The following is an 18,236-nucleotide window of genomic DNA, read 5'->3' as shown; positions in this document are numbered from 1 at the left end:
ATCAGCATTAAATCACTACCGGGCAACCGTTGCGTCGCACTCTTCAGCTGGGTATCGCTATTGGGGGATAACAAACTTTCTACGTATTCCATAAAAGCAAGCTCCTTGCCGGCCTCTTCCTGCAGGCCAGCCACAATCTTTTAGCCCGGGGAAGTAGCCGAGATGCAGGGCATCAACATCCACCCCAAGAAAAACGCCACATCCGTAAGCGGTGTGGCGTTTCACTACAGGATATTACGAAGCTTACTTCAATACCTTCCGAGGCCTGAAATCAACCATACCATTGAATTTGGGTGATACTACGCTGGTCTTTAGCGAACTTCTTAAGTTATTGGCCTTTACCGCCAGGCGCGCATTAGCATCTGTACGGGAAAACGAGCCCGACTTTATGTAAGAAAAGATTTGTGACAGATGATCGTCATAGTCTGCATACCCCCAGGGAACATTGATGTAATCCGATGCGGCCTGATCGGGGGCGATACCGGAGTAATATTCCCCCACATGGTTCGCATTTTCGGTAGCAAAGTTGATGGCGTAAAGATCGGCGAGGTAATTTTCCTTGCCGGTGCTGTCGTATTTAGAGATCGTGAACGTGAAAAAGCCCACTGGTTTACCATAAGTGGTATCGCCTACGGTTTTCACGCTCATATAAGGCTTCAGGTTATTGAGCGTAAGTTCGCTGGCGGAGGCCGTGCCGTTACCCGTAATAAAAAACACGTTGTTCAGCAATAGTCCGCCGGTGTTTGTGGGATAATTAACGCTTGATTCCAATCCGGCAGTAGCCAGGTTAGCGGTTAGTTTATCGTTGTATTTATAGTAATACATTACCTGCCGCTGTGCAGATGCCGGAGCTATGGCGCTGTCCAGGTATTCAGCGGTGGTTACAGAACCGCCGCCGTTGTAGCGGAGATCTACGATTAGGTTGGAGATACCCTGCGATTTAAACTTCGCAAAGGTTTCGTCCAGCACCGTTTTCGTATAAGTGGCTTCACCATTGGAGTTGTAGGTGCTGGGAAAGGTGTAGAATACGAAGTAGCCTACTTTCTGGCTATTCACCGTAAACACCGTATCGAACAGCACGGGGTTTATTTTGTAGGAGGCCGAATTAAGCGTTACCGTTTTAGATGTGCCGTTCGCCTTCGTCACTTTTAAGGTCACCGAAGTGGAATTATAGATCGCATTGGTTACTTTGGTGGTATTTGTTCCGCTGCCGCCATCGTAATCGATATCCGCATCCCCATTAATGGCCGTTATCTCATCACCGCGGGTAAGTCCACCCTGTGTATATGCCGGCGCATTTTTATCCGCGTAAAGAATGTACAAATAAGTATTGGTACCATCGTAGGCATAACTCACTTCCATCCCGTAATCGCCAGTAGCGCTTATTTTATTGCCGATTTCGGAAACACCGTCTTGCAGGGCACTGTTCAGAGAACCAGTGCGGTCGAGGAAGCTATAGCGGTCGAGCGCTTTACCATTACTAACAGGATAGGAAATCATTTTAGTCAGGAGATCATCTGCTGTTGCATACGTACTGCTTAAAGAATCGATCGTTGGTACCTGGTTATACCAGTAGTAAGTGGGCAGCGAAGTAGATTTATTCCGGCCTTCATCTACATAAGTAACCTGCATAATCCGGTACATGAGGTATTTCAGCGAATCCTCATCAGACAATGTTGTTCCTGGTGTATTGGCAGTGGCATCGGGCGATTCATTGCCTGCGCTTTTATCTTTCTTACAGGCGGCTACAAGGTAACCGCACGCGAACACCAACAGTGCTGCCTTCATCAACTTAGACATATCGGTAAAAGTTTAGTATGGTTATAATCAGGACATAGAACTGCCTGTCCGTAATACAGACCGGCTTTTCCTCCTTAATTTTTATTTACAATGCTAACGGGGATAATGCAAAGATCGTTGCTTTAGAAAATACAAAGGTGGATTACACCGATGAACAGGGAGAAATTATCGATGAGGGATTTTCTTTGCGATGAATTCGTCGGGTATTTTGGGGTTGTAGGTGACTTCAACCTGATCGCCTACAGAGAATGCAGCAGCATCCTTCGTAGAAGAAAACCACGACCAGGTGACCACTACACGCCCATCTTCCATAAAAAAGCAAACTACGGGATGATACACGGTATCATAACGGCGGGTAACTCGTTGTTCTATGTTTATCACCTCACCGGTAGTAATCACGCCCTTTGTATGGAGGCGCTGGCGCCGGTGATGAAACCATACAATTACAATGATAATTACCAGAAGCGCAACGGCGCCGAAGATCAAATCAGATTCCGTATCCATTACTGGTAAGATAGAAAAAGTCCCGGCTTTTAGATAGCCGGTATTTTTTCTGTTTGTCTTACGCATTGCACGTACCTGTATCCCCTTCATCCATCTTTTTTGCAGCAGCATATAAGGTCAGCTCCCCCGCCCTTATGCTTATGCTAAACAAGTCACATCCCTGCTACATCCCTGCTACATCCCTGCTCCATACTAGGTTCATTCTAGGTTTATCCTAGGTTCATACTAGGTTCATACTAGGTTCATTATAGGCTTAGTAACCTAGAATGAACCTAATATCAACGAACAATGAACCTTAGATATACGTTATATACATGAAGGATCCACGATGGACCCAGCATATTTACTTAAACAATGTTCGATTTATGGCAATTTCTACCAATGTTATGTTGTTAGCGTTATCAGGAACGATCGCTAACCAGTTGACAGTCAAGAATTATGGTGGCAAGGCGGTGATTTGTAAAAAGATCGGGAAGCGGGAGAAGAAAGGCACGGATAAGCAGTTGGACAACGAGTATACGTTTAAGATTGCGAATGAGGTGGTGAAAGAACGTTATGCAGATCTTGCGCAGCGGGAAGCGGCCAGAGTACGCCTGCAGGTGCCTTATGGTAAAAACCTCTACAGGGCGATGCTGAAAGAGTATTACAGCGAGCTGGAATAACGGTGTGAGCGCCGAAATAGCTAGATAAATGATCCGGGATGCCGTATATCGCTATCCCGTAGCAATCAGTAAGAGGCCAGGGCAAATGCTGGCCTCAGGCACCATCGTGTGTATAGCTATCGCCTTACACCCTTACTCAGCACCACCGATATAGGCAACCCTACAAAAAACATCAGGATCAGCATACCCTCTATCATCCCTCTCGTGGAGAAAGACCTCGGCGGCACCTGGGAGGCGGGAAGTACGAGCAGGTTCATGATCAGCCAGATGATGATACCGTACAGTAGTCCCGTTATCACGCTGAATTTCACTATTAGAGGGATGGCCTTTATTAGCAAATAAAAGAGGAAAGCGAAGATGATAGCGATCAGGTAATGAAAAATCAAACCCTGAATGGCCATTCCCCAACCGCCAGCAAATGCTTTAACTCCATAAATACCGCTGGCGATGGATTGTAATATCTTAATTACCGGTGCCTTTGATAAGATGAAACCATAGGCGACGATAGCAGCCAGGATATCGAGCGTGCCGGCTATAATACCGGCTTTCAGGATAAGTTTAGTGGTTTGCCGGGGCATAACTAAGGGAATTTGGACTGATGACTTGTAACGTGTTCTCCTAAAATACTATAAAAAACCGTTAAATCTGGCCGTTCATCCACTTACGGCCCTGCCAATCTGTCATTTCTCGATTTATTGCTTATTTTTGCTTTTTTAAATTTTGATCGGAAATGTTGGAACTGGTCCCTAAGACGCATGATGAAGCCCGCCAGGGCGAGGCTTATAGCCCCGCCGCTACGGACACAACTACACATACGAAGAAATTCTATATAGAAAGCTATGGCTGTCAGATGAACTTCAACGACAGCGAGATCGTCGCCTCCATCCTGCAAAAGGAGGGATTTGGCGCTACCCGTAACTACGAAGAGGCCGACCTGGTGCTGCTGAATACCTGCTCTATCCGCGAAAAGGCAGAACAGACCGTTCGCAAACGCCTTACGGAGTTCCGTACATTAAAAAAGAACAACCCGGGAATGCTGGTAGGCGTACTGGGCTGCATGGCGGAGCGGCTTAAAACAAAGTTTTTAGAAGAAGAGAAGCTGGTGGATATGGTGATAGGCCCCGATGCCTACCGTACCCTTCCTTCATTAATAGAAGAAGCCGAAACCGGCCAGAAAGCCATTAACGTGCTGCTGAGCCGGGAAGAAACTTATGCGGACATTAGTCCGGTAAGATTGGACAGCAACGGTGTTACGGCCTTCGTTTCTATTATGCGCGGCTGCAACAACATGTGTTCTTTCTGCGTAGTGCCCTTTACCAGGGGTCGCGAACGTAGCCGCGACGCTAATTCCATATTAGCAGAAGCGACGGACCTGTTTGAACGTGGCTACCGCGAGGTTACCCTGTTAGGACAAAACGTAGACTCCTATTATTGGATAAACGAAGCCGCCGATGAAACGGTGACCTTTGCCAAACTGCTGGAAAAAGTAGCGCTCATTAACCCGGCATTGCGCATCCGTTTTTCTACTTCCCATCCTAAAGACATTACCGACGAGGTATTGTTTACCATGGCGAAGTACGATAACATCTGCAAATACATTCACCTGCCCGTTCAAAGTGGCAGCACACGCGTGTTGCAACTCATGAACCGTACCTATACCCGCGAGTGGTATATGAAAAAGGTAGACAGGATCAAACAAATACTACCCGACTGCGCATTATCGACCGACATGATCACCGGCTTCTGCACCGAAACGGAAGAAGACCACCAGGATAGCCTGTCGATGATGGAATATGCGAGGTACGAACTGGCCTATATGTTCGCCTATTCCGAACGCCCTGGTACACTGGCAGCGCGCCGTTACCAGGATGATATACCGGAGGATGTAAAGAAACGCCGTCTTACCGAGATCATAGCCGTTCACCGCCAGCACAGCCTGGAAGGCATGCAGAAAGAAGTAGGCAAAACGAGAGTAGTATTAGTGGAAGGCACCTCTAAAAAGTCGGAACACGAGCTGTATGGCCGCACCGACCAGAATAAAGTGGTGGTATTCCCGAAAGAGCATTATAAGAAAGGAGATTACGTAACAGTTACAATACACGACTGTACGGCAGGCACTTTGCTGGGCACCGCCGTACAATAGATTGGTGGACAGGTAACCATAACCGCAGGCAAACAGCCTGGAATTGTTAACACGATGGATAATATTCAAAGCATTAAAAACCGGTTCGGGATTATTGGTAATTCGCAGGCGCTTAACTACGCTTTACAGGTAGCAGCGCAGGTGGCCAATACTGACCTGACCGTACTGATAAATGGCGAAAGCGGTGTTGGTAAAGAAGTTTTTTCCCAGATCATTCACGCGCTGAGCGCCAGGAAACATAACCCATTTATTGCCGTAAACTGTGGTGCTATACCCGAAGGCACCATTGACTCCGAGTTGTTCGGACACGAAAAAGGGTCGTTTACCGGTGCTGTAGACAGCCGCAAAGGTTATTTCGAAACCGTCAACGGCGGCACCATCTTTCTGGATGAAATAGGTGAAATGCCACTGGGCACACAGGCCAGGCTGCTTCGTGTACTGGAAACCGGCGAGTTTATCCGCGTAGGCTCCTCCAAAGTACAGAAAACAGATGTGCGTGTAATTGCCGCCACCAATCGCGATTTGCTGGAAGGCACACAGAATGGCAAGTTCCGCGAAGACCTTTACTACCGTTTAAACACGGTTCCCATACGCGTACCCGCGCTACGCGACAGGAAAGAAGATATTCCTTTATTATTCCGCAAGTTCGCCGTGGATTTCGCAGAACGTTATAAAACCACCTCCGTTCAGCTCGACGAAGAAGCGCGTAACATCCTGGTAAACTATCTATGGCGTGGTAACGTGCGCGAACTGAAGAACATGGCCGAACAGATTTCGGTGCTTTCGCAGGACAAACAAATTAACGCTGCCGGTTTGCGCCAGTTCCTGCCCGAACCACCAACCGTGAACAGACTGCCTGTACTCGCATCTTCCTCGGGAGGAAATTCGTCTGGCGGCGATTTCGCCAACGAGCGCGAGATACTGTACAAGCTGTTTTTCGATATGAAAAAGGATGTAACGGAACTGAAGAAGATGTTTTTTGACATGCTGCAGAACCCAAATCTGGCCCATAACTCATCTTTTCAGGATTCGCCGGTATTGCATGAATACATGCCCTCCGAGCAGCAGAAATCGCCCGCTACCCTATCGGGCCCACAACCTATTTTGCTGCACGACGATAAAATAGACCATCACGAAGTGGTGGAAGAAACCCTGGCCCTCGCTGATAAAGAGAAAGAGATGATCATTAAGGCCCTGCGTAAGCACAAAAAGAAAAGAAAAGATGCGGCGCTGGAATTGGGTATTTCAGAACGGACCCTCTACCGTAAACTGAAGGAATACAATCTTACAGACTGATAAAAACCGGTTGACAATTTAAATTTTTTCATACTATATTTACACGACCTATGGCCAGGATATTTTCATTAATAAGCGGCATGTTACTGGTAATAACGCTCGGAGGCTGCACCGTTAAGTACTCAGCAAGCGGCGCCAGCATCGATCCCGAGGCAAAAACAGTCAACGTACGTTTTATTGAGAACAGGGCACCACAAAACAACCCTACCTTAAGCCAGAAAGTAACAGACAAGCTGCGTATGAAAATACTTTCACAAACGAGGCTTACACAAACGAATGAGGCTAATGCCGATTACGAGTTCAAAGGGAATATTACAGGTTACTCCGTATCCAATGCGGCAGTAACACAGATAGACAAGCCCGCCACCGCGCGCCTCACCATCACTGTAAATATTACCTTCGTAAAACGGGTGGGCGATAAAAAAGGATATACACAGTCCTTTTCCCGCTCGCAGGACTTTAACGCGAACCAAACCTTACCGGAAGTGGAAAGCGGTTTGATAGAAAGTATTACCCCACAGCTGATCGACGATATTTTCAACAGGGCATTTGCCAACTGGTAAGCATTATTTTCATACATTAGACCTATGACCGCAAACAGGATCATTAACCATATTTTCCACCAACCGGATCTTCAGCATGTCGATGAGGCAGAACTGGAGCGGCTGGTTGCGCAATATCCTTATTTTGCTGCGGCAAGGTTACTGCTGGCGCAAAAGAAGTTCGCCGCCAATCACAACCTGGCCGACGAATCGCTTAAGAATGCCCAGTTGTACAGCGGCACTTCCCATCATTTACACCAGTTTTTACAAGGCGACGAACCGGTAGAAGGTTATAACGCGCCCGCCATTCATACCGCTCCACCGGTAACCGTACAAACGGAACCAGAGGAGGAACAAACAACAAAATTATCCGGCTTCGAAGCGTTTTTACAAAGAGAAGCGGATGAAGAAAAGCGCCGCGCCATACTGGAAGGCAGGTATGTAGAAACACCTGCTGAAGAAGAGGCGGAGGAAGAGCCTGCACCATCTTCCAGTGAAGACCTTACCAGCCAGTTTACACAAGAATACTATGGTGCCGACGCAGCTGAACACAGTAATACCACTGCCAGTCAGCCTGTAGTATACAGCGCTGGCGAAGTGGAAGATCAGACAGCACAATTCAACAATGAATATTACGGCTCCCCGGCTGCCACCGTGGCGGAGGAAGGGATGCTGACCGCAGCCGGAAGAGAAGACGAGCTGCCTGCCGAAGTAAATGCGTTTACAGGCGAAGCTCCCGCAGAAGAAGAAATACCAGCCACTACCGGCACTATCGAAAACTTTGTCATCACCGGCGAAGACGAACTACCGGCCGAAGTGATCGCACCGTTGGAACAGTCCCTCAGGGAAGAGGATACAGACACCTTCCTGCTCACCGGCGATGCGGAGCCTTTTGACGAAGCGGAGGAAGAAGCGTCGGGGGTATATACACCGGCACAAAATAATATCTACAATACGGTAATCGACGAGCCAGGTGAAACCCTGGCCGACAGCAGTAATATCGAAAATGATGTGGAGAACGAAGCGGCCGAGCAGTTCGGGCACTTCATTCAATCCACCCAACCCCTCTCCCCTGCCGAAAGCGAAGCCGCCACGCAGGATGCGGAAGTGCAGTTATATAATACCGCCCTCACTTCTGAGCGTACGGATATTGAGGATAGCAACAATATTGAAGCAAAAGTAGATGAAGCCTTCAGTCAGTCTGCCTTCCATCCAACACCATCCGATGAGCCGGTAGCCGTTATCACTGATCTCGCAGAACTGGAAGACAATGCCGCTGCGATCATTGAAGGTGCCGAAGCCATCGAACTGGAAGCGGAAGATAAATACAACACGCTCGTAGAAGCCGAAGAAAATGCCGCTGCCATCGTAGACGCTGCCGAAGCCATTGAAGTAGAAGCAGAAGATAAATACAACACGCTCGTAGAAGCCGAAGAAAATGCAGCTGCCATCGTAGATGCTGCCGAAGCCATTGAAGTAGAGGCGGAAGATAAATACAACACCCTCGTAGAAGCGGAAGAAAATGCAGCCGCCATCGTGGATGCTGCCGAAGCCATTGAAGTAGAGGCAGAAGATAAATATAACACCCTCGTAGAAGCGGAAGAAAATGCAGCCGCCATCGTGGATGCTGCCGAAGCCATTGAAGTAGAGGCGGAAGATAAATACAACATACTCGTAGAAGCGGAAGAAAATGCAACCGCCATCGTGGATGCTGCCGAAGCCATTGAAGTAGAGGCAGAAGATAAATACAACACCCTCGTAGAAGCGGAAGAAAATGCAGCCGCCATCGTAGATGCTGCCGAAGCTATTGAAGTAGAGGCAGAAGATAAATACAACACCCTGGTAGAAGCGGCGAAAACAGCTGATGAAGAAACCGAAGCGGCCTCTGTCTACAATACCACCATCGACCAACCAGGTGAAACAATTGAAGATACCAGTAATGGAGAAGCCCTTCTGGAAGAAGCGGTAGCAGAACAGTTCGACAACCTGACAGACAGCGAAACGACTGAGCCTGAACCACCTATACAGGTTGCAGCCGAGGAAGTGCCAACTCTCTCCGCTGAAGACGAGATCTACAATACGACCCTCGACCAGCCGGACGAAACGATTGAGGATACGAGCAATGCGGCGGCCGAACTGGAGGAACAGACAGCGGAACAGTTCGAAATACTGACCGATCCGGAAGAAACCAAGGCCGGTAACACCGAAGACGGGCCTATTAAAATATTCCCCCTGGCCATGCCGGCGGAGGAAGAAACGCTTATTTTCCAGCCCCTGTATACCGAGGACTACTTCGCCTATAAAAGGATAAAAGAGCCGGAAAGAGCAGATTCAATCAGCGACAAAGGAGAAGCGGAAATGAGAAGTTTTACAGACTGGCTGCGCCAGATGAAAGACAATTTTTCGGGTAAATCGCCCAGGGATTGGTACCAGCAACAAATTCACAGGCTTTACGACGACGAAGAGCCTGAAGTATCAGAAGCCGTGGAAAAGATGGCGATCGAATCCATTACCTTCAATAACGACATCGTTTCCGAAACGCTGGCGGAGGTTTGGGTACGCCAGCACCAGTACCAAAAGGCCATTTTGATCTACGAAAAATTAAGTTTGCTTAATCCCGGTAAAAGCGCTTATTTTGCGCAAAAGATCAAAGATCTTCAATTACAAACAGACAATAATAAATAGGAACGAATATGTTAATTCTCTTTGGTATATTGATCGTACTGGCCTGTGTGCTGTTAGGTTTCTTCGTACTGATCCAAAACCCTAAAGGTGGTGGATTGTCCGCTTCATTCGGCGGCTTCGGCAACCAGGTGATGGGCGTACGCCAGACTACCGACGTACTGGAAAAAGGTACATGGGTACTCGCTACGATCATCGCGGTACTTTGCCTTACTTCTTCTGTATTCATCGGCAAAGGCAGTGCAGAACAACAGGCACCGGTATTGCAGAAATCAGCTGGCAGCATTCCGCAGCCAACTACTCCTGCACAGCAGTTACCTGGTACAGTTCCAGCTAAATAAGATTTACATCCAACATACTTTTTAAAAAGACCTCGCCGTTAAGTGCGAGGTTTTTTTTGCGTAACTATTCACCCCGATTATGGCTAAAAAGCAAGGTAAAAAACAACGTCCGGCCTGGATAAGGCGCGCCATCATTATTGCAGCCTGCCTGCTGGGAGGCCTGTTCGTATTCCTGGGTTACCGGGTATTTGGCCCCAACACCAGGGCCTTTGGCGATAACAAGTACTTTTATATCCGCACCGGCAGCTCGTATAAAGACGTGTTAGATGGACTGGAAGACCAGGAAATTGTTCGTAACCGCAGCGCCTTCGACTGGCTGGCCCGCCGCCTCGATTACGATAAACGGGTAAAACCGGGCCGCTACCAGATCAACAGGGGCATGAGCAACTTCGAACTGGTACGCATGTTACGCTCTGGCCGTCAAACGCCCGTTAAACTGGTAATCAAAAAGCTACGGACGCAAAACGACTTCGTGCGCCTGGTATCCAAAAACCTGGAAGCCGATTCTACCGCACTGCGCGCTATCATGAACGACGAAGTATTCCTTCGACAGTTCAACCTCACCCCCGCCACCGCGATGTGTGCGGTAATGCCAAACACCTACGAATTTTACTGGAATACTTCGGCCGGCAAGGTATTCGACAAACTGGCCGACGAATACGCGGACTTCTGGACGCCCGAACGCAAACAAAAAGCGGAATCCTTTGGCCTCTCCCCCCGCGAAGTGATCGTTCTCGCCTCCATCGTGGAAGAAGAAACCAATACCACAGAGGAAAAACCGACCATCGCCAGCGTATACTATAACAGGATTAAGAAACGCATGCTGCTACAGGCCGACCCTACGGTGAAGTTCGCCATGCAGGACTTCGGGCTGAAAAGGATCCTGGGGAAACATACCGAATACGACTCTCCGTACAATACTTACCGTTACGCAGGTCTGCCGCCCGGTCCTATCTGTACGCCTTCTGTTAAATCTATTGACGCCGTGCTGAATATGGAAAATACCAATTACCTGTACTTCTGCGTACGGTTCGACAAACCAGGTTATCACGCTTTTGCTGCTACTTATGCAGAGCATTTGATCAACGCACGCGCTTATCATAAAAAGCTCGATAAAATGGGATTATAAGCGTAATCTGCTATTTTTGTCAGATATGGTGAATCTAAAGCAGCGGTTATATCGAACAAAACCTGTAAAAAGCCTGATACAACGAAGCAAAACACTCGTTTTACCGGGGTTTGAGGGAGCACCGCTTTACGATATCATTGTGTTTTTCCTGAAGGAAGTGCGCAACAGTAGTCTTACCGACAGGGCGCAGGCCATTTCGTTCAGCTTTTTGCTGGCACTGCCACCTTTCCTTATTTTCCTGTTCTCCCTGGTGCCGTTCATTTTCCTGCGGTTCCCGGTGGTGTCGGTAACCAGCATCGAATCTACTCTATATGACCTGGCGCAAAGCGTAACGCCTGATTACCAGAGTTATATGATCGTGCACGACCTGATCTACGATTTCCTCTATACCCAGCGTACGGGCTTATTGTCGATCGCCTTTATTTTTGGGTTTTATACTTCTTCCAATGGGATAATGGGGATTATGCGATCGTTCGATAAAATGTTGCCCGGGTTTAAAAAGCGAAAATGGTGGCAGGCACGGCTTACGGCCATAAAATTGACCTCGCTGCTGGTGCTGTTACTGCTCATTACCCTGGTACTCATTATCACCCAGGGTAAACTGATGAACTTTATACTGCAATATATCGGCATCAAAGACACGTTTACCCGCATATTAATCGATGCGGCCCGCTGGCTGCTGATTATCCTGTTATTCTTCTCCATGATCGCCATGATCTACCGTTTTGCGCCCTCTACCACTAAAAAATGGAAGTTTGTGACCGCGGGCGCTACCTTTTCCACTATTGTGATGATTTTGCTGACTCTCGCGTTCTCGTTCTTTGTCACCAACTTCGGACGGTACAACCAGATTTACGGGTCAATTGGCACAATTCTGGTAATTATGATATGGATGTACCTTAATTCCTTTATCCTCCTGATTGGTTTTGAACTAAATACGAGCATCCGGACGTTAAAAGAAATGGCATTAGAAAGAGAGGAGGAAACCAGGGAGAAAATAGAAGGGCTGTCTTAACAAACCATGACCAACACGTGTTCCAATTCACGATTTAAATCGTTATTTTCATACTACTATAAACTGTACACTATGAAAAAGTTCACACTATTCCTCACGCTTTTAGCAGCCGTGGCGTTGGCCTTCCGTTCGCCCGATATGCTCGACATCGGCGCTCCCCTGCCCAAGGGCGATGTAAAGATGAAAGACATCAGCGGTAAGGAAGTTTCCATGAACGACGCAAAAGGCACTAATGGGTTGCTGGTAATGTTTACCTGTAACACCTGTCCTTATGTGATGAGAAACCAGGCCCGTACGCAGGAAATATGTGCCTATGCACTTAAAAACAACATAGGCGTAATTCTCGTTAACTCTAACGAGGCCCAGCGCACAGCAGGCGACTCCTACGACGCCATGAAAGAATATGCCGGCAAACAACATTACAAATGGTACTACGTGCTGGACAAAAACTCCGAAGTAGCCAACGCATTTGCGGCCGACCGTACACCTGAATGTTACCTGTTCTCCAAAAACAACCAGCTGGTGTATAAAGGCGCTATCGACGACCACCCGGGTAATCCGGCCGAGGTGAAGGACCAATACCTTCGCCTGGCGATCGATGGGGTGTTAACGGGCAAAACGATAGCGAATAACAATACGGCTTCTGTGGGTTGCGCTATCAAAAGGAAAATGTAAATGATACTTCTTTAAATAAAAAACTCCCTGTGTAATATGCACAGGGAGTTTTTTTATGTGGATGCATCGCTATTATCTAAAAGCACCCGCATTTTTTCTGTAGGTGTGTTAACTGCCTTGGCAGCAGCACCGCCTTGCGGATTGCTACTGCCCCACCAGGAACACCGCATTACCGAACAACAATTTGCCGTTTTCCCAGAAGCTGCGGAACAAAGGATCATCGGTCATTACCACCAGTTGCCCGCGGCCAAGGTCCTTAGCGCCCAGTAACAGACCATCCTTCAGTTTAGCCTTGGTGTTGGTACCCACAAAACCAGTGAGGTAATTATCCTTGCGGATGACGCCCACGTTCCAGCCCTCACTGTCGATGAACTCAAACACGTTGTCATTCATTTTAAGCGTGTAATAATAATCGGGGTAGCCGAATGCCAGCGGATGGGTTTTATCGAGTTCCACGCGGTAAATAGCGCCTGGTATAAAACTCTTTACCATATCCCGTTCCCGGGTTTCGTAACGTTTAATATTTTCGTAGATGTCTTTCTTTTTGTCCTCTTCCTTCTTCTCCTCTTCTTTCTTTAGTTTGATGCCCCATTCGGCACCGCCCACCTGGCCTGCAGCACCTTCCAGCGCGATGATCTTACCACCTGCGCTCACCCAGCCCCGTAAACGCTCGGCGGCTTCTTTATTGGAGAAAAAGCTGTAATAACCGTCGGGTAAGATCAGTACGTCTATATCTTTAAGATCGGCCACGTTGAAGCCTTCGGTGTTTAATACGGTTACTGGGTAATCGATCTGCTGCTCAAAAAAGTGCCATATCTCTCCCATGCCCAGCGACGACACTTCGCTACCTGCCAGCACGGCTACATTAGGTTTACGGATAAAACGCATTTTGCCGGAACCCAGGTCGGCCCCTTTATCTACAAAACCGGAAGGCACTTTATCAAGTATTACCTTATTGCTGCTGCCGATAGCAGCAATGTTGCCGTCGAAGTTATTGCCCCAGCCCATATTATCGGAGCGGGTAATGACCAGCGTACCTGCCGGATAGATTTTAGCATTGGCGGTAAATGCTTCTTCCGCATACCTTACTTTAATACCTTTCTGTAACAGGGCTGCCAGGAATTTGACATCGGCCACACTGTTCCAGGCGGCAAGGTAGGCGTACGACTGGCCTGCCACTACGGTCGCGGCGGTAGCCACAACAGGTGCCTGTTGCGCTGCCGGTGTAAGCGATTGTTTTACACCATAAGTCGTAAGCCCGTAAGCATACGGCAAAGCCCATGCGGTGATATCATAAGTAACGGAATCGGTTAAACGCGACTCTGGTTCAAACAGCACCTTAATGAAATTACCACGAGGCTGGGCGGCATTAATCACCAGGTCGTTTTTATCGATCGTAAACTCGCTGGTTTTGCTGGTGAAGTAGTTAAAGCCGCTTGCCTTATCAGCATTGGCGCCATAGCCAAAAATGATATCGTTGCGGCGCAACATTTCAGCGAGAGCGGCTATTTTCTCTGAACTACCGCCACTTTTAATCACGTAGGATTTGTAGTCGCCGGCTGGTTTGTTTTTCGCATCTGTAAAATAGCGCTGATACTCCTGCAACAGCTTGCGGGCATTGGTGGCGCTCACTTCTATAGTGGACATGCCTGTAGTATAATGATGCGCAATACGGTCGGCGAGCGTAAGCGTGTCGCCTGTTTCGGTCAGTACCGCCAGGCCTGCACGACCGCTGCCCCCCTGCTCGTAAGTCATACCAATAGCCCCATTGTACATGGGGTAGGTATCGCCATAACTGGGATAAAACAGGTCGAAACGTTCTTTGGTGAAATAACGCCAGCCTTTATCATCAAAATACTTCGCATTATTCTTTCCTATTAACACCTGGAACTCGCGCTGCCAGCTGGTAATAATATCGTGAAGCGGTTCTGCTGCGGGCGCAAAATAATAAGGTTCGTCGATGCCCTGCTCATGGAAATCGACATGCACCTGTGGCAGCCACTGGTTGTATTTAACAGCGCGCTGCCGGGTTTCAACCTGCGTTTGCCAGGCCCAGTCGCGGTTAAGATCGAAGTAATAGTGATTGGCCCTTCCGCCTGGCCATGGTTCCCGGTGTTCGCGGGAAAAGCGGCTCACATCTGGTTTCTTATTGGCATTGGCATTGTAAAAGTTCACGTAGCGGTCGCGCCCATCAGGATTTAAACAGGGGTCGATGAGTACAACCGCGTGCTGTAACCATTCTTTTGATTTGGCATTGCCCGGCTCCACCAGATCGTACAGTGTTTGCATGGCTGCCTCGGTAGATACGGCTTCGTTTCCATGCACATTGTAGCTGAGCCACACTACTGCGGGCTGGTCTATACTGCCACCCCCGCCCTGCAGGCCAGCCAGGCGTAGGTTATTAGTGCGGATGTCTTCCAGTTTGGCCATGTTTCCGGGTGAGGCTACAGCGGCCAGCAACAAGGGGCGGCCTTCATAGGTGCTGCCGTACTGTTCCAGCTTTACCTGCGAAGAAGCGGCGGCTACCTGTTTAAAATATTCCACCACCCTGTAATGTGGGGTAAACCGGGCCCCCAGCTTGTATCCCAGGAACTGTTCCGGGGACTGTAGGTTTTGGGCCGTTGCAGCATTGAATAAACAGGTAAAAAGGAAAATGAAAGCGAAAAGACTCTTTTGCATAATAACATCTGATAATCTTCCTAAAATAAAGAAAATAGGAAGATTTTAACGCAAATCAGTGTCTAAACGTAGCGGATAGTCGTAATTTACCATCCGGATAATAATCACCAGCAAAAAGGACGTCATGCATAACCGGCTATTCCTTACAGGAATTCTTCTTTTCGCCATTACAAGGGCCCAGGCGCAGGAAGATGCATTTCATTACCAGACCCGTAAATCGGTTACCGCGGTAAACGGCGCGGTGGTAAGTGCCCATCCCCTGGCCAGCGATGCTGGCATACAAATGCTTAAAAAAGGCGGCAATGCTGTGGATGCAGCTATCGCTACGCAACTGGCGCTGGCAGTGGTATATCCCAATGCGGGCAACCTTGGTGGCGGCGGTTTCCTGGTGGCTCACTTAGCCAATGGCAAACAGCTGGCTATCGACTACCGCGAAAAGGCACCCGCTTCCGCACACCGCGAGATGTACCTCGACAAAGACGGTAATCCGCAAACACGGCTTAGTTTAGATGGCCACCTCGCACCGGGAGTGCCGGGTACCGTGGCCGGATTGTTTGCCTCTCTTCCCTACGCCAGGCTGAAGATAACGCAGCTCATTACCCCGGCTATTACGCTGGCAGAAAAAGGCTTTGCCATTACCGATGCAGAAGCCCGCGCACTCAACCGCCTGCGCGATGAGTTCCTCCGTTTGAACACAAGGCCTACCGCATTTGTGAAAGATACGCCCTGGAAAGAAGGTGATACCCTTATCCAGAAAGACCTTGCCGGCACCCTGCGACTGATACGCGACAAAGGGGCGGCTGGCTTTTACCAGGGTATTACAGCGGATAAAATAGCAGCCGAAATGCAGCGTGGCAAAGGCATTATCACCAAAGCCGACTTAAAGGCTTACAAAGCCCAACCGCGTACACCACTCGTATTTCCTTATAAAAACACCACCATCCTCACCATGCCCTTACCTTCCAGCGGTGGCGTGCTGCTGAAGCAGTTACTGGGTATGACGGAGCGTTATCCGCTTGCCGCGATGGGCTTTCATAGTACTGCAGCGGTGCAGTTAATGACCGAAGCGGAAAGAAGGGCCTTCGCCGATCGTGCTGAATTCCTGGGCGATCCTGATTTTGTAAAGGTACCGGTGCAACAGATTACGAGTAAAACCTACCTGCAAAACAGGATGAAGGACTTTGACCCGCAACACGCTACCGCCAGCACCAATATCAAAGCCGGCAACGTGAAAGAGAGTGAAGAAACCACGCACCTTAGCGTGATCGATGCAAAGGGTAATGCTGTATCTGTAACCACTACGCTCAACGGCAGTTACGGCAGTCGTGTAGTGGTAGGTGGCGCCGGCTTTTTGCTGAATAATGAAATGGACGATTTTTCCGTAAAACCAGGCGCGCCTAACATGTATGGTTTGCTGGGCGCAGAAGCCAATGCGATAGCCCCGGGCAAACGGATGCTCAGCTCTATGACGCCCACCATCGTACTGCGTAACGGCAAACCTTACATGGTCACCGGTACACCCGGAGGCTCCACCATCATTACTTCTGTATTTCAAACTATCGTGAATGTGCTGGACTTCGGTCTTAGTGAAGACGATGCCGTAAACAAACCTAAATTCCACCACCAATGGATGCCCGACGAGCTGTACGTGGAAAACAACTTCCCGGACAGCACGCTGCAGGCACTCAAAAAAATGGGACATAAGATAACACCACGCGGCGGTATTGGCCGCACCGAACTGATTACGATCAAAGACGGTAAAATAACCGCCATAGCCGATAAACGCGGCGACGATAGTGCAGCCGGATTTTAAACTGATGATTATGAAGATGGAACAACTATTCCTCGAGAGTGCGATCAGCCGTTTTCTTACCTACAAAACGCTGGCAGAAAAAACCTTTGCGCAGCTGGATGAGGAACAAATGAACTGGCAGCCTGCAGGCAATCCAAACAGTATTCATGTAATCGTAAAACACATGAGCGGCAACATGTGCTCGCGCTTTACCGACTTCCTTACCAGCGACGGCGAAAAGCCCGGCCGCGACCGTGATGCGGAGTTTAGCGCCGGCACGGCCAGCAAAGAAGAGATACTGGCCATGTGGGAAAAAGGATGGAACTGCATGTTTACTGCGTTGAGAGATTTACAGGCAGACGACCTGGTGAAAACGGTATACATCCGCAACGAACCACATTCGGTGATAGACGCCATCAACCGTCAGTTGGGGCACTACCCCTACCATGTTGGCCAGATCGTTTATCTCGGTAAACTGATGAAACAGGACAACTGGCAAAGTCTTTCTATCCCGGTTGGTCAGTCGCAACAATACAATAAAGAAAAATTCGGCAAATGAATATCCGCTACCTGTTCGCCCTGCTGTTAATAGCCGGCCTTTCTGCCTGCAACACCGGGCAAACCTACAAAGCGTTAAAGCATAAAAAGTGGCGTGTGTACGATGTGTCGGTGCCTAAAAACGACCCATACAACAACACGCAGATAACGCAGGCCATCGATCTGAAGAATGGATATTATGCGGATGTATACTACCAGTTCCTGGACGACAATGTGTTTATCGCCACCATTAATGGTGTGCCGGACACGGGGCGGTACAATCTGCTGAGTAACGGAAAGATCATCTCCATTACTGCGCCGGATGGCTCCCGTAAATCAGAGCATCTCATCAACGTCACGAAACTGGATGATGACAACTTTAATATGAAAGTGGCCAGCGGCGATTTTCACTTCATTCTTCATACCAGGAAAGAATAAC

General features: G+C 48.6%; 16 protein-coding genes. 12 read left to right on the top strand and 4 right to left on the bottom strand.

Annotation, left to right across the window (positions count from 1 at the left end):
• Positions 1-243 precede the first annotated feature (243 nt).
• Entirely contained in the window at positions 244-1,800 is a 1,557-nt protein-coding gene (locus QZT80_RS09390; protein ID WP_295120997.1) for a S41 family peptidase, read from the bottom strand.
• A 165-nt stretch (positions 1,801-1,965) separates the two neighbouring features.
• The gene (locus tag QZT80_RS09385; RefSeq protein ID WP_295120994.1) at positions 1,966-2,304 is read right to left on the bottom strand and encodes a DUF3592 domain-containing protein; all 339 of its coding nucleotides are present in this window, start codon (positions 2,302-2,304) and stop codon (positions 1,966-1,968) included.
• Positions 2,305-2,669: 365 nt separating this feature from the next.
• Between QZT80_RS09385 and QZT80_RS09380 the strand changes: the two genes are divergently transcribed.
• On the top strand, positions 2,670-2,966 hold the full coding sequence (locus QZT80_RS09380; protein WP_295120992.1) for a hypothetical protein: 297 nt from the start codon (positions 2,670-2,672) through the stop codon (positions 2,964-2,966).
• Positions 2,967-3,082: 116 nt separating this feature from the next.
• Here the strand turns inward: QZT80_RS09380 and QZT80_RS09375 are convergent, their stop codons facing one another.
• Positions 3,083-3,544 (bottom strand): hypothetical protein, encoded by a 462-nt coding sequence (locus QZT80_RS09375; protein WP_295120990.1) that lies wholly within the window; start codon positions 3,542-3,544, stop codon positions 3,083-3,085.
• A gap of 152 nt (positions 3,545-3,696) precedes the next feature.
• On the opposite strand from QZT80_RS09375, the gene miaB reads away from it, so the two are divergent.
• The 8 genes from miaB to QZT80_RS09335 all read left to right on the top strand — a co-directional run bounded on the left by miaB (position 3,697) and on the right by QZT80_RS09335 (position 12,789).
• On the top strand, positions 3,697-5,109 hold the full coding sequence (miaB, locus tag QZT80_RS09370; protein WP_295120988.1) for a tRNA (N6-isopentenyl adenosine(37)-C2)-methylthiotransferase MiaB: 1,413 nt from the start codon (positions 3,697-3,699) through the stop codon (positions 5,107-5,109).
• A 54-nt stretch (positions 5,110-5,163) separates the two neighbouring features.
• Positions 5,164-6,405, top strand: coding sequence for a sigma-54-dependent Fis family transcriptional regulator (locus QZT80_RS09365; protein ID WP_295120986.1), 1,242 nt, complete (start codon positions 5,164-5,166; stop codon positions 6,403-6,405).
• A 50-nt stretch (positions 6,406-6,455) separates the two neighbouring features.
• The gene (gene lptE, locus QZT80_RS09360) at positions 6,456-6,968 is read left to right on the top strand and encodes an LptE family protein (RefSeq protein ID WP_295120984.1); all 513 of its coding nucleotides are present in this window, start codon (positions 6,456-6,458) and stop codon (positions 6,966-6,968) included.
• Between the two features lie 24 nt (positions 6,969-6,992).
• A complete protein-coding gene (locus QZT80_RS09355) occupies positions 6,993-9,632 on the top strand; it encodes a hypothetical protein (RefSeq protein ID WP_295120982.1) in 2,640 nt (879 codons plus the stop codon).
• Positions 9,633-9,640: 8 nt separating this feature from the next.
• Positions 9,641-9,970, top strand: a complete 330-nt coding sequence (gene secG / locus QZT80_RS09350) for a preprotein translocase subunit SecG (RefSeq protein WP_295120980.1) — start codon at positions 9,641-9,643, stop codon at positions 9,968-9,970.
• Positions 9,971-10,049: 79 nt separating this feature from the next.
• On the top strand, positions 10,050-11,099 hold the full coding sequence (mltG, locus tag QZT80_RS09345) for an endolytic transglycosylase MltG (RefSeq protein WP_295120978.1): 1,050 nt from the start codon (positions 10,050-10,052) through the stop codon (positions 11,097-11,099).
• 25 nt (positions 11,100-11,124) lie between these two features.
• Positions 11,125-12,114, top strand: coding sequence for a YihY/virulence factor BrkB family protein (locus tag QZT80_RS09340; protein ID WP_295120976.1), 990 nt, complete (start codon positions 11,125-11,127; stop codon positions 12,112-12,114).
• 72 nt (positions 12,115-12,186) lie between these two features.
• Positions 12,187-12,789 (top strand): redoxin family protein, encoded by a 603-nt coding sequence (locus tag QZT80_RS09335; protein ID WP_295120974.1) that lies wholly within the window; start codon positions 12,187-12,189, stop codon positions 12,787-12,789.
• A gap of 144 nt (positions 12,790-12,933) precedes the next feature.
• Here QZT80_RS09335 and QZT80_RS09330 read toward each other — a convergent pair whose 3' ends face one another.
• Positions 12,934-15,468: a M14 family metallopeptidase gene (locus QZT80_RS09330; RefSeq protein WP_295120972.1), complete on the bottom strand. Its 2,535-nt coding sequence runs from the start codon at positions 15,466-15,468 to the stop codon at positions 12,934-12,936.
• Positions 15,469-15,592: 124 nt separating this feature from the next.
• On the opposite strand from QZT80_RS09330, the gene ggt reads away from it, so the two are divergent.
• The 3 genes from ggt to QZT80_RS09315 are packed head-to-tail and all read left to right on the top strand — an operon-like array spanning position 15,593 to position 18,235.
• Entirely contained in the window at positions 15,593-17,281 is a 1,689-nt protein-coding gene (gene ggt, locus QZT80_RS09325; RefSeq protein ID WP_295120963.1) for a gamma-glutamyltransferase, read from the top strand.
• A 10-nt stretch (positions 17,282-17,291) separates the two neighbouring features.
• On the top strand, positions 17,292-17,819 hold the full coding sequence (locus QZT80_RS09320; protein ID WP_295120959.1) for a DUF1572 family protein: 528 nt from the start codon (positions 17,292-17,294) through the stop codon (positions 17,817-17,819).
• Positions 17,816-18,235 carry a hypothetical protein gene (locus tag QZT80_RS09315; RefSeq protein WP_295120957.1) on the top strand — a complete coding sequence of 140 codons (420 nt, stop codon included), beginning with the start codon at positions 17,816-17,818 and terminating at the stop codon, positions 18,233-18,235. Before QZT80_RS09320 ends, QZT80_RS09315 begins: the two co-directional genes overlap by 4 nt.
• Position 18,236 lies beyond the last annotated feature (1 nt).

The organism is uncultured Chitinophaga sp. (assembly GCF_902168175.1).
Taxonomy (GTDB): Bacteria; Bacteroidota; Bacteroidia; order Chitinophagales; family Chitinophagaceae; genus Chitinophaga.
This window is presented reverse-complemented; position numbering and strand designations above follow the sequence as displayed.

Excerpts from the sequence above, each read along its gene's own strand:
- secG (WP_295120980.1), top strand. The coding sequence starts at position 9,641 with ATGTTAATTCTCTTTGGTATATTGATCGTACTGGCCTGTGTGCTGTTA.
- lptE (WP_295120984.1), top strand. The coding sequence starts at position 6,456 with ATGGCCAGGATATTTTCATTAATAAGCGGCATGTTACTGGTAATAACG.
- mltG (WP_295120978.1), top strand. The coding sequence starts at position 10,050 with ATGGCTAAAAAGCAAGGTAAAAAACAACGTCCGGCCTGGATAAGGCGC.
- QZT80_RS09385 (WP_295120994.1), bottom strand. The coding sequence starts at position 2,304 with ATGGATACGGAATCTGATTTGATCTTCGGCGCCGTTGCGCTTCTGGTA.
- QZT80_RS09335 (WP_295120974.1), top strand. The coding sequence starts at position 12,187 with ATGAAAAAGTTCACACTATTCCTCACGCTTTTAGCAGCCGTGGCGTTG.
- QZT80_RS09365 (WP_295120986.1), top strand. The coding sequence starts at position 5,164 with ATGGATAATATTCAAAGCATTAAAAACCGGTTCGGGATTATTGGTAAT.
- miaB (WP_295120988.1), top strand. The coding sequence starts at position 3,697 with ATGTTGGAACTGGTCCCTAAGACGCATGATGAAGCCCGCCAGGGCGAG.
- QZT80_RS09330 (WP_295120972.1), bottom strand. The coding sequence starts at position 15,468 with ATGCAAAAGAGTCTTTTCGCTTTCATTTTCCTTTTTACCTGTTTATTC.
- QZT80_RS09315 (WP_295120957.1), top strand. The coding sequence starts at position 17,816 with ATGAATATCCGCTACCTGTTCGCCCTGCTGTTAATAGCCGGCCTTTCT.
- QZT80_RS09340 (WP_295120976.1), top strand. The coding sequence starts at position 11,125 with ATGGTGAATCTAAAGCAGCGGTTATATCGAACAAAACCTGTAAAAAGC.
- QZT80_RS09390 (WP_295120997.1), bottom strand. The coding sequence starts at position 1,800 with ATGTCTAAGTTGATGAAGGCAGCACTGTTGGTGTTCGCGTGCGGTTAC.
- QZT80_RS09320 (WP_295120959.1), top strand. The coding sequence starts at position 17,292 with ATGAAGATGGAACAACTATTCCTCGAGAGTGCGATCAGCCGTTTTCTT.
- QZT80_RS09380 (WP_295120992.1), top strand. The coding sequence starts at position 2,670 with ATGGCAATTTCTACCAATGTTATGTTGTTAGCGTTATCAGGAACGATC.
- ggt (WP_295120963.1), top strand. The coding sequence starts at position 15,593 with ATGCATAACCGGCTATTCCTTACAGGAATTCTTCTTTTCGCCATTACA.
- QZT80_RS09375 (WP_295120990.1), bottom strand. The coding sequence starts at position 3,544 with ATGCCCCGGCAAACCACTAAACTTATCCTGAAAGCCGGTATTATAGCC.
- QZT80_RS09355 (WP_295120982.1), top strand. The coding sequence starts at position 6,993 with ATGACCGCAAACAGGATCATTAACCATATTTTCCACCAACCGGATCTT.